Annotated in this window: 13 protein-coding genes; 3 read left to right on the plus strand and 10 right to left on the minus strand. The window is 66.6% G+C overall.

What is annotated here, in order from left to right; translation table 11 throughout:
* The first annotated feature begins 51 nt into the window (after nucleotides 1-51).
* Together EAE28_RS07460 and EAE28_RS07465 are read left to right on the plus strand one after the other, a co-directional pair.
* Nucleotides 52-1,854, plus strand: a complete 1,803-nt coding sequence (locus tag EAE28_RS07460) for an ABC transporter transmembrane domain-containing protein (protein WP_127105196.1) — start codon at nucleotides 52-54, stop codon at nucleotides 1,852-1,854.
* Between the two features lie 283 nt (nucleotides 1,855-2,137).
* Nucleotides 2,138-4,030, plus strand: a complete 1,893-nt coding sequence (locus tag EAE28_RS07465) for an acyl-CoA synthetase (protein ID WP_127105197.1) — start codon at nucleotides 2,138-2,140, stop codon at nucleotides 4,028-4,030.
* 4 nt (nucleotides 4,031-4,034) lie between these two features.
* Here the strand turns inward: EAE28_RS07465 and mtaB are convergent, their stop codons facing one another.
* Together mtaB and dapF are read right to left on the minus strand one after the other, a co-directional pair.
* Nucleotides 4,035-5,291 carry a tRNA (N(6)-L-threonylcarbamoyladenosine(37)-C(2))-methylthiotransferase MtaB gene (mtaB, locus tag EAE28_RS07470; RefSeq protein ID WP_127105198.1) on the minus strand — a complete coding sequence of 419 codons (1,257 nt, stop codon included), beginning with the start codon at nucleotides 5,289-5,291 and terminating at the stop codon, nucleotides 4,035-4,037.
* Nucleotides 5,288-6,118 carry a diaminopimelate epimerase gene (gene dapF / locus EAE28_RS07475; RefSeq protein WP_127105199.1) on the minus strand — a complete coding sequence of 277 codons (831 nt, stop codon included), beginning with the start codon at nucleotides 6,116-6,118 and terminating at the stop codon, nucleotides 5,288-5,290. The genes mtaB and dapF overlap by 4 nt, the downstream gene beginning before the upstream one ends.
* A 74-nt stretch (nucleotides 6,119-6,192) precedes the next feature.
* Between dapF and EAE28_RS07480 the strand changes: the two genes are divergently transcribed.
* A complete protein-coding gene (locus EAE28_RS07480; RefSeq protein WP_127105200.1) occupies nucleotides 6,193-7,176 on the plus strand; it encodes a 2-dehydropantoate 2-reductase in 984 nt (327 codons plus the stop codon).
* Here EAE28_RS07480 and EAE28_RS07485 read toward each other — a convergent pair.
* The 8 genes from EAE28_RS07485 to EAE28_RS07520 form a co-directional block, all read right to left on the minus strand.
* The gene (locus EAE28_RS07485; RefSeq protein ID WP_127105201.1) at nucleotides 7,163-7,492 is read right to left on the minus strand and encodes a chaperone modulator CbpM; all 330 of its coding nucleotides are present in this window, start codon (nucleotides 7,490-7,492) and stop codon (nucleotides 7,163-7,165) included. The two genes, EAE28_RS07480 and EAE28_RS07485, sit on opposite strands and share 14 nt — an antisense overlap.
* The gene (locus EAE28_RS07490) at nucleotides 7,489-8,439 is read right to left on the minus strand and encodes a DnaJ C-terminal domain-containing protein (protein WP_127105202.1); all 951 of its coding nucleotides are present in this window, start codon (nucleotides 8,437-8,439) and stop codon (nucleotides 7,489-7,491) included. Before EAE28_RS07490 ends, EAE28_RS07485 begins: the two co-directional genes overlap by 4 nt.
* 299 nt (nucleotides 8,440-8,738) lie before the next feature.
* Nucleotides 8,739-9,044, minus strand: a complete 306-nt coding sequence (locus EAE28_RS07495; protein WP_127105203.1) for a hypothetical protein — start codon at nucleotides 9,042-9,044, stop codon at nucleotides 8,739-8,741.
* 123 nt (nucleotides 9,045-9,167) lie between these two features.
* Nucleotides 9,168-10,670, minus strand: a complete 1,503-nt coding sequence (locus EAE28_RS07500; protein WP_127105204.1) for a class I adenylate-forming enzyme family protein — start codon at nucleotides 10,668-10,670, stop codon at nucleotides 9,168-9,170.
* 17 nt (nucleotides 10,671-10,687) lie between these two features.
* A complete protein-coding gene (locus tag EAE28_RS07505; RefSeq protein ID WP_127105205.1) occupies nucleotides 10,688-11,860 on the minus strand; it encodes a thiolase domain-containing protein in 1,173 nt (390 codons plus the stop codon).
* 10 nt (nucleotides 11,861-11,870) lie between these two features.
* A complete protein-coding gene (locus EAE28_RS07510; RefSeq protein ID WP_127105206.1) occupies nucleotides 11,871-12,884 on the minus strand; it encodes an MBL fold metallo-hydrolase in 1,014 nt (337 codons plus the stop codon).
* A gap of 10 nt (nucleotides 12,885-12,894) precedes the next feature.
* A complete protein-coding gene (locus tag EAE28_RS07515) occupies nucleotides 12,895-14,208 on the minus strand; it encodes a TRAP transporter large permease (protein ID WP_127105207.1) in 1,314 nt (437 codons plus the stop codon).
* Entirely contained in the window at nucleotides 14,205-14,744 is a 540-nt protein-coding gene (locus tag EAE28_RS07520) for a TRAP transporter small permease subunit (protein ID WP_127105208.1), read from the minus strand. The genes EAE28_RS07515 and EAE28_RS07520 overlap by 4 nt, the downstream gene beginning before the upstream one ends.
* Nucleotides 14,745-14,750: the final 6 nt, after the last annotated feature.

Here is a 14,750-nt window from a genome sequence, read left to right on the forward strand (position 1 = left end):
GGGCCTGCGTTGCCTACATGCGAAGGCGCACAGCTTCAGGAAAGGCACCCCATGACCGACGTTTCGCAGACCGAGACCCGTGCGGTGTCGCGCCGGATCGGGGCGCTGTCCGGGCTGTGGCCCTATCTCAGACCCTACCGTGTCTTGTTGATCAGCGCGTTTCTGGCGCTGGTGATCACCGCCGGGATTTCGCTGGCGTTGCCGCTGGCGGTGCGCCGGGTGGTCGACGGGTTCAGCGGCGGCGATCTGGTGCTGCTGAATGAGTATTTCGTCGCGGCCTTGGGGCTGGCGGCGCTGCTCGCGACCGGCAGTGCGGCGCGTTACTATATGGTCACGCGGCTGGGCGAGCGCGTGGTGGCCGATCTGCGCAAGGCGCTTTTTGCCCGTGTGATCGGCATGTCACCGGCGTTTTTTGAAAAGATCATGTCGGGCGAGGTGCTGTCGCGCATCACCACCGACACGACGCTGATCCAGTCGATTGTCGGCTCGTCCATGTCCATCGCCCTGCGCAACCTGCTGATGCTGGTCGGCGGTCTGGCCCTGCTGGGGCTGACATCGGCCAAGCTGACCGGGCTGGTGCTGCTGCTGGTGCCTGCGGTGGTGGTGCCGATCATCGTGCTGGGCCGCCGCATGCGCACACTGTCGCGGCAAAACCAGGACTGGATCGCCGCGTCGTCGGGCACCGCGTCCGAGGCGCTGGGGGCAGCGCAGACGGTGCAGGCCTTCACGCATGAGCCGCGCTCGATCCAAGGGTTCGACACGGTCACCGAGAAGAGCTTTGACGTCGCGATGACGCGGACGATGACCCGCGCGATCATGACCTTCCTGATCATCATGCTGGTGTTTTCGGGCATCGTCGGCGTGCTGTGGATCGGCGCGCTGGACGTGCGGGCGGGCACGATGTCGATCGGCGAGCTGGTGCAGTTCGTGATCTATTCGGTGCTGGTCGCTGGCGCGGTGGGCGCACTTTCGGAGATCTGGGGCGAGATGCAACGCGCGGCGGGGGCGACCGAGCGGCTGGTCGAATTGCTGGGCGTCGTCGATACGGTGCTGGACCCCGAGGCGCCGGTCGCGCTGCCGTCGCCGGTGCGCGGGGCTGTGGCGTTCGAGAACGTGCGCTTCAACTACCCCTCGCGCCCCAAGCAATCGGCGCTGGACGGGATCTCGCTGTCGGTCAAGCCGGGTGAAACGGTGGCGCTGGTCGGACCCTCGGGTGCCGGGAAATCGACGATCATCCAGATGATGATGCGCTTTTATGATCCGCAAGAGGGCGCGATCACGCTGGACGGCATCGACCTGCGCGACCTGACCCGCGCCGATCTGCGCGGCGCGATGGCGCTGGTGCCCCAGGATCCGGTGATCTTTGCCACCTCGGCGCGCGAGAACATCCGCTTTGGCCGCCTGAGCGCCACGGATGCCGAGATTGACGAGGCCGCGAAAGCCGCCGCCGCGCATGACTTCATCGCCGCCCTGCCCGAGGGGTATGACACCCAGCTGGGCGAACGCGGGGTGATGCTGTCGGGCGGGCAGAAGCAACGCATCGCCATCGCCCGCGCCATCCTGCGCGACGCGCCGGTGCTGTTGCTGGACGAGGCAACCTCGGCGCTGGACGCCGAAAGCGAGCGGCTGGTGCAGAGCGCGGTCGAGCGGCTGTCGCAGGGGCGCACGACCATCGTGGTCGCGCACCGGCTGGCCACGGTGCGCAAGGCAGACCGGATCGTGGTGTTCCAGAACGGCAAGATCGAGGCCGAGGGCACCCATGCCGAGCTGGTCGCGCAGGGTGGGCTTTATGCCCGGCTGGCACGCTTGCAGTTCACCGATGGCGCGGCAGATTTCGCCACGATCGACGGGTAAGGGCCGCGACGGGTGAGGGGTTTCGCCCTCGGCCGAAAGCCCTGCGGGCTTTAGCCCTCACGCGACCCACGGCGGCGCGCGGCCTTGCGGCCCCGCGCCGCCAGGCAGGGGGCTTCCTGCCCCCTCGCCGGCCCCTCCTGCGTCGGGGCCGTCTTCACCCCCGGGGATATTTTCAGAGCAAAGAGGCGGGACGCGACGGCAGGGCTGCGTCGCGATTGCATCGGCGTGCAAAAATGCCCATCTTCTCAGGGAGTACCCAAGAACTCGCGCCAGGGAGGAAACCATGACGCGCCCCTTTGCCAGTGTTGCCGACACCAAGGCTATTGAAGCCGAAATGCCGTGGGTCGAGCGGGATTTGCCGGTCACCGTCTACGATCTGCTCAGCCAGACCCGCCAGTCTTTCGGCAGCCGCGATGCGCTGTCGTTTCAGATGTTTTCCGACGACGGGGCGAAGGCCGAGACGCTCAGCTGGAACGAGTTCCACACCCGCGTAACGCAGGCCGCGAACTTCTTTCGCAGCCTTGGTGTGGGCGAAGGGGACACGGTTGCCTATATCCTGCCGTCGATCAACGAATCCGTCATCACGCTGTTTGGCGCGATGACAGCGGGGATCGTCAACCCGATCAACCCGCTGCTGGAACCCGAAAAGATCGCCGGTATCCTGCGCGAGACCAAGGCCAAGGTCGTCGTCACCCTGCGCGCCTTTCCCAAGGTGGACATCGCGCAGAAGGTGGCCGAGGCCGTGGCGCATGCGCCCGACGTCAAGCATGTGGTCGAGATCGACCTCAACCGCTATCTGACCGGCGTCAAGAAGCTGCTGGTGCCGCTGATCCGGCCCAAGAACCCGGTGCGCCACTCGGCCCGCATTCACCGTTTCGGCCCGTCGCTGGATCGCCAGCCCGCCGCGCTGAGCTTTGAGCAAAAGGGCGGCGACCGGGTGTGTTGCTACTTCCACACCGGCGGCACCACCGGCACGCCCAAGGTGGCGCAACACAAGTTCTCGGGGCTGATCTATAACGGCTGGGTCGGGGGCGAGCTGCTGTTCACCGAGCAGGACATCATCCTGTGCCCGTTGCCGATGTTCCACGTCTTTGCAGCCTATCCGGTGATGATGAGCGCCATCACCTCGGGCGCGCATGTGGTGTTCCCCACCCCTGCGGGCTATCGCGGCGACGGGGTGTTCGACAATTTCTGGAAGCTGGTCGAGCGCTGGAAAGTCACCTTCATCTTCACCGTCCCAACGGCCGTGTCGGCGCTGATGCAGCGCCCGGTGAATGCCGATATTTCGTCACTGCAGGGCGGGTTTTCGGGCTCGGCGGCGTTGCCGGTGGAGCTGTACAAGCGCTTCGAGCAGGCGACCGGCGTGTCGATCCTTGAGGGCTATGGCCTGACCGAAGCGACCTGTCTTGTGTCGGCCAACCCGCCCAAGGGCGACAAGAAGGTCGGCTCGGTCGGCATCCCCTTCCCCTATACCAATGTGCGCATCCTGCATCACGGGGCCGATGGCGGCGTGTCCAAGGAATGCGCGGTGGATGAGGTCGGCGAGATCTGCATTTCGAACCCCGGCGTGATCCCCGGCTCGACCTATACCGAGACCGACAAGAACAAGGGCCTTTACGCCGATGGCAACTGGCTGCGCACCGGCGATCTGGGGCGGCTGGACGCCGATGGGTATCTGTGGATCACCGGGCGGGCCAAGGATCTGATCATCCGGGGCGGGCACAACATCGACCCGGCAATGATCGAGGAAGCCATGCTCAGCCACCCCGCCGTGGCCTTTGCCGGCGCGATCGGTCAGCCGGACGCGGTGGCCGGAGAGCTGCCCTGCGTCTATGTCGAGCTGGTCGGCGGCAAGACCGTGACGCCCAAGGAGTTGGCGCAGCACGCAGCTGAGCGGATCCCTGAGCGTGCTGCGGTGCCCAAGCATGTCGAGGTGATGGACGAGTTGCCGAAGACCGCCGTGGGCAAGGTGTTCAAGCCCGATCTGCGGCGCATGGCGATCACCCGGGTGTTCAACGGCGCCTTCAAGACCGCCGGGCTTGAGGCCGAGGTCGTTGAGGTCGTCGAGGACAAGAAACGCGGGCTGGTGGCGAAGATCAAAGCGGCGGAGTCGGTGGACGCCGCCAAGCTGGCGCATCTGATGGGCGAATACACGATCCCGTGGGACCGCGCGTAACCGCTTAACCGGCGCGCAGCTGCGCCCCGTCGTGCCCGACGATCCGCGCGGGCACGATGGACCCGACGGGCTGGTCGGTGTCGAAGACGGTTTCGGTGAATTGCTCGGTCCGACCCATGCGCGGGCTTTCCATCAGCACGCGGTGATCGCGGCCCACTTGCTGCGCGAGATGAGCTTGCGCCAGCTGATCGCCAAGGGCGCGCAGCTGCGCCGCCCGGTCCTTGATCACCGCTTTCAGCACCTGCGGCATGCGCGCCGCAGGCGTGCCCTTGCGCGGGCTGTAGGGGAAGACGTGCAGCCATGTCAGGCCGCAGGCACGCACCATGTCCAGCGTGTTGGCGAACATCTCATCGGTCTCGGTCGGGAAGCCGGCGATGATATCGGCACCATAAATCAGATCGGGGCGGGCCTTGCGCATATCCTCGCAGAACCGGATCGCGTCATCGCGCAAATGACGGCGCTTCATGCGTTTGAGGATCATGTCATCGCCCGCCTGCAGGCTAAGATGCAGATGCGGCATCAGGCGCGGCTCGGCGGCGATGGCCTCGATCAGGGCCGGGTCGGCTTCGATTGAATCGATGGACGAGATGCGCAGGCGTGGCAGGTCGGGGACCAGTTTCAGGATCCGGCGCACCAAATCGCCCAGTTTCGGCGTCGCGGGCAGATCGGCCCCCCATGAGGTCAGATCAACCCCGGTGAGCACCACCTCGTTATAGCCCGCCCCCACCAGCCGCTTGATCTGCTCGACCACAACGCCCGCGGGAACCGAGCGGGAATTGCCGCGCCCATAGGGGATGATGCAAAACGTGCAGCGGTGATCGCAGCCGTTCTGAACCTGCACATAAGCGCGCGCGCGGGTGCCGAAACCGTCGATCAGATGGCCCGCCGTTTCCTGCACGGACAGGATGTCATCGACCTGCACGCGCTCGGTCGTGCCAATCAGATCGGGGGCAAGGCCCGCCCAGGTTTCGGGCTGCATTTTCTCATGGTTGCCGATCACCCGCGTCACTTCGGGCATGGCGGCGAAGGTCTCGGGCTCGGTCTGCGCGGCGCAGCCGGTGACGATGATCGAGGCGCCGGGGTTTTCACGCGCGATCTTGCGGATTTCCTGCCGGGCCTTGCGCACGGCCTCAGCCGTCACCGCGCAGGTGTTCACCACATGCGCATTCGCCACGCCCGCCTGTTGGGCGAGGTCTTTCATCGCCTCGGTCTCATAGGCATTGAGACGGCAGCCGAGCGTGGTGAAGACGGGCGCGTTCATACGGCGGCCAGAAAGGCGGGGGTCAGGGTCGCGGTGAAGACATCGGCGACGGGGCCGGTCAGCCAGACGCCATCCTCGCGCCAGTCGGCTTCCAGAATGCCGCCGTCCAGTTCCAGCACCACACGGCGGGCCGTCAGCCCCCGCTCGACCGCCGCCACCGCCGCCGCACAAGCGCCCGAGCCGCAGGCCAGCGTGACGCCGGTGCCGCGCTCCCAGACCCGCATCCGCAGGCGGTCGGGGCCGAGCAGGCTGATGTATTCGACATTGGTGCGTTCGGGGAACAGCGCGTCATGCTCGACCTGCGGGCCAACGGTGTCCAGCGCCACGGCCTCGGCATCGGGCACGACAAACACGCAATGCGGGTTGCCCATGCCGACACCAACCGGATCGCCCGCCATCGGCAGATGCAGGGCATCTTGCGGGGCATTCAGCGGGATCGCCTGCCAGTCGAAGATCGGCAAGCCCATGTTGACCCAGACCTGACCGTCAACGCGCTGTGCCTGCAACAGCCCGCGCGCGGTGCGGATGGTCAGCGCGTCGCGCCCGGTTTCTTCCATCACCAGCCACGCCACGCAGCGGGTCGCGTTGCCGCAGGCCCCGGCCATCGTGCCGTCAGCGTTCCAGAAATCGAGGATGAAATCGGCGTCGTCGCCGGTGCGCAGCTCGGCCAGCTGATCGAACCCCACACCGCGATGCCGGTCGCCCAGTGCACGCGCCAGCGCAGACGTCGTCACCGGCTCGCGCCCGCGCGAGTCGATCACCACGAAATCATTGCCCGCTCCGTGCATTTTACGAAACGTCAGGCTGGGGGGAGTCGCCGTATCCATGCGCGGGCATATAGGCGGAAACGGGCGACGTTGCCAGTGGGGCCTGATACTGTGCGTGCAAAGGGGATTGTTGCATGCGGATTGCGGTATTCGGAGCGGGGGCGGTCGGCTGCTATATCGGCGGCAGGCTGGCGGCGGCGGGGGGCGATGTGGTGCTGATCGGCCGCGCGCGGATCGCGGCCGAACTGGCGCAGGGGCTGGTGTTGAGCGACTATCACGGCGGGTCGGTGCGCTGTGATCCGGTGCCGTTTGTCGACGGGGCCGAGGGTGCGGCAAGGGCGGATCTGGTGCTGGTCTGCGTAAAATCGCCGGGGAGCGAGGCCGCCGCCGAGGCGCTGCGCCCCCATCTGGCGACGGGCGCGCAGGTGATCAGCTTTCAGAACGGCATCCGCAATGCCGAGGTGCTGGCCGGGGGGATGGAGCGTCCGGTGCTGGCGGGGATGGTCGGCTTCAACGTCGCGGCGCAGGGTGAGGGGCGGTTCCATCAGGGCACGCAGGGCGATCTGCATGTCGCAGCCGCGCCCGGTCTGCCGCTGGACCTGTTCGCCCGCGCCGGTCTGCCACTGAAAACCCATGCCGATATGGGGCCGGTGTTATGGGCCAAGCTGATGCTGAACCTCAACAACGCGATCAACGCACTGTCGGGTGTCCCGCTGCGCGACCAACTGGCCCAGCGCGATTTCCGCCGCTGTCTGGCGCTGGCGCAATCGGAACTGTTGATGCTGTGCGCGCAGGCCGGGCAGCCACTGGCGAAACTCTCACCGCTGCCCGCCGCGTGGATACCCTCTGTGCTGCGCCTGCCCGATCCGATGTTCCGCGCGATCGCGGGCAGCATGCTCAGGATCGACCCGCTGGCGCGCTCGTCCATGGCCGATGATCTGGCGCTGGGTCGCGCGCCCGAACTGGACGCGATCAACGGCGAGGTGGGGCGGCTGGCCACGCAGCTGTGCCGCGAGGCCCCGGTCAACGCCTGCCTGACCGCGCTGGTGCGCGATGCGGCGGTCACGCCCCGGCGCTGGGAAGCAACCGAACTGCTGAGCGCGATTACCGCTGCTTGAGCGCGCCGTCGATGCTGGCGCGCACATCGGGCGGCAGGGCATCCAGCGCGCCGGCGATCTTGGCCAGATCATCGCGCGCCGCGTGCAGCTGATCGATCAGCGAGATCACCACGCCCAGCGCCGCCTCGTCCAGATCGAGATCCTGTGACAGATCGCACAGCAACTCCAGCCGCGCGATGTCGATGCGGTGGAACACGTACCGCCCGCCATCGCGCTGGGGTTTGACCAGCTCGGTGTCGATGAACTGCACCAGCTGCGTGCGGGTCAGGCGCGTGACGCTCATCACCACGTCGTCTTCGAAAAAACGCTCGCTCATAATCCGGCCCCTTTCATCAGATCTGCGCGGGGATCGCTGCTGTGCGTCTTGCGCCATTCGGTCAGGAAGTCGCGCAGGCTGGCGTCAGGCTCGGACGGGACGACGATCTTCAGCTCGACCTTCTGGTCGCCCGCCTTGCCCCCGGCCCGCGCCACGCCCCGACCCCGCAAGCGCAGGATACGGCCCGAACTGGCACCGGGCGGGATGGTCAGCCCGACCGGCCCGGCGATGGTGGGCGCGGTGACCTTGCCACCCAGAACCGCCTCGTCCAGCGTGATCGGCAGGGTCAACAGGATGTCATCGCTCTCACGGCGGAACACGGCATGGGGCTGCACGCGGATGGTGATCAGCGCGTCGCCCGCAGGGCCGCCACCGAAACCGGGCATGCCCTTGCCGCGCAGGCGAAGGGTCTGGCCGTCCTCGGTCCCCGCCGGGATCTTGACGGACAAGGCGTTGCCATCAGGCAAGGTAATCGGCGTTTCCGCCCCGCGCACGGCGTCCAGAAACGGCACCTCCAACGCATAGCGCGCGTCCTGACCAGCGGCTGAGAACCCCTGATCGCCAAAGCCGCCGCCGAACCCCTGCCCGCCCCGCGCGCGGTTGCGCAGGATCTCGGCGAAGATGTCGGCGGGGTCGGCTTCGGGCCCGGCCCCGCGCCGCTGCTGATAGCGGTTCTCGGCATCCCCGGCGAAGTCGCGGTAATACTGCCGTCTGGGTTGCTCGGCACCCAGCCCGTCGATCTCACCGGCATCATAGCGCGCGCGGGTCTCAGGGTCTTTGAGCACATCATAGGCCGCCGAAATCGCCTTGAAGCGCGCCTCTGCCCCGGCGTCATCCGGGTGCAGGTCTGGGTGGCTGGTGCGCACCAGCTTGCGGTAGGCTTTCTTGATTTCGTCCGCCGTGGCCGTTTTGCTCAGGCCAAGCGCTTTGTAAGGGTCGTTGAGCATCGCCGCTCCTTTTCGTCCGCCCGGCAGCCCGGGGTTGCCTGAGTCTGGATGCCATGACCCAAGGTCTGCCGTCACTGATCCAGGTCAAGGTGACGACAGCCGGGGTGGCACGGCCCTGCAATGGTGGCACGGCCCTGCAATCAAAGGACTTGGCCCTGCAATCAAAGGACCTGATCGCGCAGAGGGACCGCAAGGAAGGCACGAAAGTCGTGACATTGACCCACGATGAAACCACCGTAGGTCACTGTCATCAAGGGTCTGTATCAGCGTCAGGTCAGCGAAAGCAGCGGGCGAACCCCTTACCGCCGCGCCATCGATCCGCCAAGCAGCACACCAGCGGCAGCCGCCAGCCCCACCGCCAGCAGCGGATGCGCAAGCACCGAGCGTTCCAGCCGTGCCTCGACCGAGCGGCCAGAGTGTTCGGCCTGCCGCCTTGCGTCGTTCAGCCCGGCTGCAAGCTCCTCGGCTATGCTGTCGCCGCCACGCCCGATGATCCCGGTGATGGACTTGGTCAGCGCCGACAGATCTTCACGCAAGGATGCCAATTGCTGGCTGATCTCTTCGACTTCGGCGTCGGTGTCGTTTTGCGGGGTGTCGTCAATCATGATCTGAACTCCAGTCCGGGGGGTGCGCGAGCAAATGTCGCCTGTACCAACGCCCGCCGCAGCTTTCGGTTGCGTGCTCTGCGCAAAATAGTGCCGCAGGCCGCGACCGGCCTACCCCAAGGGTTAGCCGGGAACCGCCTCGCCCGCGATCTGGCGCAATTCTGTCTTCAGGACTTTGCCATAGGCGTTCTTGGGCAGATCCGGCAGGAACAGATACCGCTTCGGCCGCTTGAACCGCGCCATCCGGGCCGTGCAGAACGCGTCCAGATCGGCCGCCTGCAGCGGGCCCTTAGCGACCACGCAGGCCACCACCACCTCGCCCCAATCGTCGTCAAAGGCGCCGATCACTGAAACCTCGCGCAGGTCGGGGTGTTCGAGCAGAACATCCTCGACCTCTCGCGGATAGATGTTCGTCCCGCCCGAGATGATCACGTCCTTGGAACGATCCGTCAGGAACAGGAACCCGCCCGCGTCCAGATGCCCCAGATCGCCGGTCCACAGCCAGCCGTCGCGAATCGCCTGCGCCGTGGCCTGCGGGTTGCGCCAGTAGCCCGACATGACCAGCGGTCCGCGCACGCAGATCTCGCCGGTTTCGCCGGGGCCAAGTTCTTTCCCGTCGGGGGCCATGATCGCGATCTCGACCGCCGCTTGCGCGTAGCCGACCGAGGCCCGGCGCCGGGCCGCATCCGGGTGGGCACTGTCAGCGACCAGATCACGGGGCAGCGCCGTGATCGTCATCGGGCATTCCCCCTGCCCGTAGATCTGCGCGAAACGCGGGCCAAAAGCCTGCAACGCGGCGTCGATATCCGCCGCGTACATCGGCCCGCCACCGTAGATGATGCTCTTGATCCCCGCGCCGCGATAGCCGCGCGGCTCGGCCGCCTGCACCAGCCGTTTGACCATGGTCGGTGCCGCGAACAGCACCAAGTTTCCGTGGCTGGCGGCCAGATCCATGATTTCGCCCGCATCAAACCCGCGGGACTGGGGCACGACATGTCCCGCACCCGCCCGCACGGCGGCCAGCGCATACAGCCCCGCGCCGTGCGACATCGGCGCGGCATAGAGCATGCGGTCAGCGGCGCTCAACGGTTCGACATCGGTGGCGAAACACAGGGTCATCTGCACCAGCGTTGCATGGCTGAGCATCACGCCCTTGGGCTTGCCGGTGGTCCCCGAGGTGTAGAACAGCCACGCCAAAGCGTCCGGCGCGACCCGCACGGGGCGTTGCGGCGCGGGGTTTGAGGGATCATCCACCGCGTTCAGCCCAAGGATGCCGCCCGCCCAATCCGCCGGCCAGTCTTCGCGCCGGTCGGTCAGCACCAGCCCGGCCTCGGCATGGTCGGCGATCCAGCGGGCCTCGACCGGGTGCAGCTTGGCGTTGACCGGCACGGCGACCGCGCCCAGCCACCACAGCGCATAGAGCGACACCAGATACGCGGGATCATTCGCCGCCCACAGCACCACCCGGTCGCCGGGCGCGACGCCCCGCGCCGCCAGAGTTGCGGCGCGCAGGCGCACCCGCTGCGCCAGCCCGGCGTAATCGCACACCAGCGCGTCGCCCGAATAGAGCGCCGGACGGCCCGGATGGGCCTGCGCCTGTTGCCACAACCAGTGCGCCAGATTCATCGTCGCTCTCCCTGCGTTCAGGCCCGGTCGGCGTGCAGGAGGGTCGCGTAATTCGCCACCGCCGCCCCGCCCATGTTGAAGGCCAGCGCCCATTCCGGCGCTTCCAGCTGCATCGCCCCGGCCCCGCCCGTCAACTGCCGCGCGGCCAGCGCCAGCATCGATACGCCCGTGGCCCCCACCGGGTGCCCCTTGGCCTTGAGCCCGCCCGACAGGTTCACCGGCAGCGCGCCATCAGCCAGCACTGTCCCCTCGGCGATCACGCTGCCGCCCTGACCCGGCGCGGCCAGCCCCATCGCCTCGTAGATCAGCAGTTCGGCGATGGTGAAGCAATCGTGGACCTCGGCGAAGTCCAGATCCTGCACGCTGATCCCGGCTTGCGCATACGCAGCCTCGATCGCCCGGCGCGGGCCTTCAAAGGCCAGAACGTCGCGCGCGGCCATCGGCAGCAGGTCGGACACATGGCTGGCCGCTGCGACGTGCACCCGGCGCGAGGCACTGGCAGCCGCATCGGCAGAACTGAGCACCACCGCCGCCGCCCCGTCGGTAATCAGCGAGCAATCGCTGAGCTTGAGCGGCGGTGCGATCAGCGGGTTGCGATCCGAGACGGTGAGCGCGACGGCCAGATCCAGCGGTTTGTGCATCTGCGCCAAGGGGTTGTTGAGCGCATTGGCGTGGTTCTTGACGGCGATGCGGGCCAGCGTCTCGGTCGGATCGCCGTAGCGCCCGGCATAGCCCTGTGCGAGCAAGGCGAAGGCTTGCGGAAAGCTCAAGCCTGCCTCGGTCGGGTCATTCTGGTAACCCGCCCCCGCCAGCGCGCGGGTGACATCGGCGGTCGTGCGGTGGGTCATCTTTTCCGCGCCGATCACCAGCACGTTGCGCGCCCCGCCCGCCCGGATCAGGTTGAGCGCGCCGTGAAACGCCGCCGCACCCGAGGCGCAGGCGTTTTCGCACCGCGTCGCCGGGGCAAAGCGCAGCCCGGCATCCGCCTGCATCGCCAGCGACGAGGCAAAGCCGTCCGGCACCAGACCGCTGTTGAAATGGCCCAGATACACCGCGTCGATATCCGAACCCTGCAACCCGGCATCCGCCAGCGCCTCGCGGGTGACGTCGGTGATCAGCTCTTCAAGCGTGGCCGACAGTTTGCCGAACCGGCTGTGGCCGGTGCCGGTGATATAGGTCTGGATTGGCATGGATGCCCCCTCAGTGATCTTTGCCGCAATCGCACGAGCCGTAGATATGCGCATGGACCGGCGGTTTGCCCAGCTTTTCGCGCATCGCCTTCATGACGGCAAAGTACGGCATCTTGTCCCGCACCGGGCGCTGATCCCCGACCGAGAAGTCATCGTAGAGGGTCTGCAACGTCACGGCGACGCGCTCGGCATCGTCCCAGTCGGCGTATGCGCCCAGATTGATCTCGCGCACCGCCTCTTCCCAACTGACGCCCGCGTCATAGAACCGCCGCGCCTCGCCGGTGATGTCGGTGAGGTACTGCTTCATGCGGCGCACATCGTCCTTGGTGGCAATCGGGCCATGCCCGGCCACGATCACCTCGGCGTCCAGATCCAGCAGCACGTCACAGGCGCGCACCCAGCGATGCACCGGGCCATACCACGCAATCGGTGTGCCGCCGTTGAACAGGATATCGCCGGTATAGACGACCCCGTCGGCGGGCACGTGGATCAGCGTATCACCCAGCGAATGCGCCGGGCCGACCTCGATCAGCTCGACGATCTTGTCACCGACCCTGATCTCCTTGTGCCCCGAGAAGGTCTCGGTCGGCGGGGTCAGCACCACGTCCGAAAAGTCGAACGGGCGAAAGCACTCGCTGATGAACTCCCCGGCCGCGCCGAACTGCGCGGCATTATCCGCGATGTTCTGCCAGACAGCGGGCTGGATGATCGAGAATTCGTCAGCCGTGCCCTGCGAAGTGATGATCCGCGCGCCCTCGACCAGCTGGTTGCCAAAGGTGTGGTCGCCATCCGCATGGGTGTTGACCAGCACATCGATCTGCCGCGTGGCAGGGATCGAGCGGCGCATGTCGTCCAGCATCTCGCCGGTCAGCTTGAGGTCAAACAGCGTATCGACCAGCAGCGACTGATCGCCGTCCACGATCACGCCGGCATTCGACCAGCCCCACGATCCATCGGGTTGCAGGTAAGCCCAGACGCCGTTGCCGACCTCGTGCAGGCCTTTGGTGAAGGTCCATTTGGACATGGGATTCTCCTTACAGAAGCGCAGTCGCGAGAGAGGGGAAAAAGAAAACCAGCAGCAGCAGACCGACCATCGCCAGCGCGAAGGGGGCTGCGCCTTTGAAGATCTGCCACAGGGTGATGTCGCTGGTCGGCCCGAGCGCGGCCTTGACGACAAAGACGGCAATGCCGAAGGGCGGGGTCAGGAGCCCGATTTCGACCGCCAGAATGACCAGCACGCCGAACCAGATCAGATCGACATTCAGCGCGGTCAGCACCGGGTAGGCGATGGGAATGACCAGCAGCATGATCGACGAGCTGTCCAGAATCGTGCCCAGCGCGATCATCACCAAGGCCACCAGCAGCACCACGGTCGAGGCATCCAGCCCGGCGCCCATCACCTGCGCACCCAGCCAGCTGGGCAGCCCCGACATCGCCAGCATCCGCGAATAGAGCGAGGCCGACAGGATCAGGAAACACACCGCCGCCGTGGTATGGCCGGTCTGGATCAGCACATCCCGGAACACGCGCCAGGTGATGCGCCGCTTGGCAATGGCGATCAGCGTGGCGGCGAAGGCACCGGCGGCCCCGGCTTCGGTCGGGGTGAAGATCCCGCCATAGATGCCGCCCATCACCAGCGCGACCAGCAGGATGATCGGTGCCATCTTGCGGGCGATCTCGGCCCCGCTCATCAGAGGCGTGTCATCGTCATCGGGCAACGTGCCGCCGACCCAGTTTGGCCTGACGCGCGCGGCGAGCAGAATGCCCAGACTATAGATCACTGTCAGCAGCAGCCCCGGCAGGATTCCGGCGACGAACAGCGCGCCCACCGATTGCTCGGTCAGGACACCGTAGAGAATGAACAGCAGCGACGGGGGCAACAGCATGCCCAGCACCGAGGAACCCGCCACAACGCCGACCGAAAAGGACTTGGTATAGCCCCGGCGGCGCATCTCGGGCACGGCCAGCTTGCTGAACACCGCCGCCGAGGCAATCGAGATTCCGGTGATCGCGGCAAAGATCGCATTGGCAACCACGGTGCCGATCCCCAGCCCGCCGCGCACCCGGCGAAAAGCCTGATGCGCCACGTCAAAGGCATCGCGGCCGATCCCGGCGGCGGCCACGACCAGCCCCATCAGCACGAACAGCGGCACCACCCCGAACAGGTAGTCCGAGATCGAATCCTTGAACGCCAGCACCATCATGTTGGCGGCAATGTCGAAGCTGTCGCGCAGCATCCAGACACCGGCAAAGGACAGCACCAAGAGCGCGATGGCCACGTGCAGTCCGGCATAGATCAGCACCAGCATCAGGGCGATGGTGATCAGGGCAACGGCGACGCCACTCATGCCTTGCCTCCTCTCAGGGCTGACCAGGCGAAGGTCAGGAATTGCAGGATCGTTGCCGCCATGCCGATGCACATCAGCGCATAGAGCGGCCAACGCGGCAGGGTGAACACGCCGGGCGAGCCCATGAAATGCCGCGCGGGGTTGGTCCAGGCTGACGTCAGCGAGGGCACGAACCACCACAGAGCGATGGCCAGAATGCCCGCGCCGGTCAGGTTGAACAGCGCCAGCAACAGCCGCCGCGCCATCGGCGCGCGCTCGGCCAGCGCATCAAGCAGGATGTCCGAGCGGGTCAGCCCCCCGGCGCGCAGCGCGTGCGACAATTGCAGAAAGACGATGCCGACGATGGAAAACGAGACCATCTCGGGCACGCCCGCAATCGGGGCGTTGGCGATGTTGCGCATCGCGATGTCGGAAACGATCAGCAGCATCAGCGCCACGATCCAGACCGTACCGACAGCGTTGAGCACCGCCGTGATCGCTGAAACGGGGCCGCGATCTGTCGCGGCCTCAGGAAGTGCAGGGTCAGTGCCAACCATGGGAAA

It is taken from the genome of Pararhodobacter zhoushanensis (assembly GCF_003990445.1).
GTDB lineage: Bacteria > Pseudomonadota > Alphaproteobacteria > Rhodobacterales > Rhodobacteraceae > Pararhodobacter > Pararhodobacter zhoushanensis.

Bases quoted from the DNA above. Each gene is read 5' to 3' on its own strand.
- EAE28_RS07520 (WP_127105208.1), bottom strand. From the start codon at position 14,744: ATGGTTGGCACTGACCCTGCACTTCCTGAGGCCGCGACAGATCGCGGC.
- EAE28_RS07500 (WP_127105204.1), bottom strand. From the start codon at position 10,670: ATGAATCTGGCGCACTGGTTGTGGCAACAGGCGCAGGCCCATCCGGGC.
- dapF (WP_127105199.1), bottom strand. From the start codon at position 6,118: ATGGATACGGCGACTCCCCCCAGCCTGACGTTTCGTAAAATGCACGGA.
- EAE28_RS07460 (WP_127105196.1), top strand. From the start codon at position 52: ATGACCGACGTTTCGCAGACCGAGACCCGTGCGGTGTCGCGCCGGATC.
- EAE28_RS07495 (WP_127105203.1), bottom strand. From the start codon at position 9,044: ATGATTGACGACACCCCGCAAAACGACACCGACGCCGAAGTCGAAGAG.
- EAE28_RS07465 (WP_127105197.1), top strand. From the start codon at position 2,138: ATGACGCGCCCCTTTGCCAGTGTTGCCGACACCAAGGCTATTGAAGCC.
- mtaB (WP_127105198.1), bottom strand. From the start codon at position 5,291: ATGAACGCGCCCGTCTTCACCACGCTCGGCTGCCGTCTCAATGCCTAT.
- EAE28_RS07480 (WP_127105200.1), top strand. From the start codon at position 6,193: ATGCGGATTGCGGTATTCGGAGCGGGGGCGGTCGGCTGCTATATCGGC.
- EAE28_RS07515 (WP_127105207.1), bottom strand. From the start codon at position 14,208: ATGAGTGGCGTCGCCGTTGCCCTGATCACCATCGCCCTGATGCTGGTG.
- EAE28_RS07490 (WP_127105202.1), bottom strand. From the start codon at position 8,439: ATGCTCAACGACCCTTACAAAGCGCTTGGCCTGAGCAAAACGGCCACG.
- EAE28_RS07505 (WP_127105205.1), bottom strand. From the start codon at position 11,860: ATGCCAATCCAGACCTATATCACCGGCACCGGCCACAGCCGGTTCGGC.
- EAE28_RS07485 (WP_127105201.1), bottom strand. From the start codon at position 7,492: ATGAGCGAGCGTTTTTTCGAAGACGACGTGGTGATGAGCGTCACGCGC.
- EAE28_RS07510 (WP_127105206.1), bottom strand. From the start codon at position 12,884: ATGTCCAAATGGACCTTCACCAAAGGCCTGCACGAGGTCGGCAACGGC.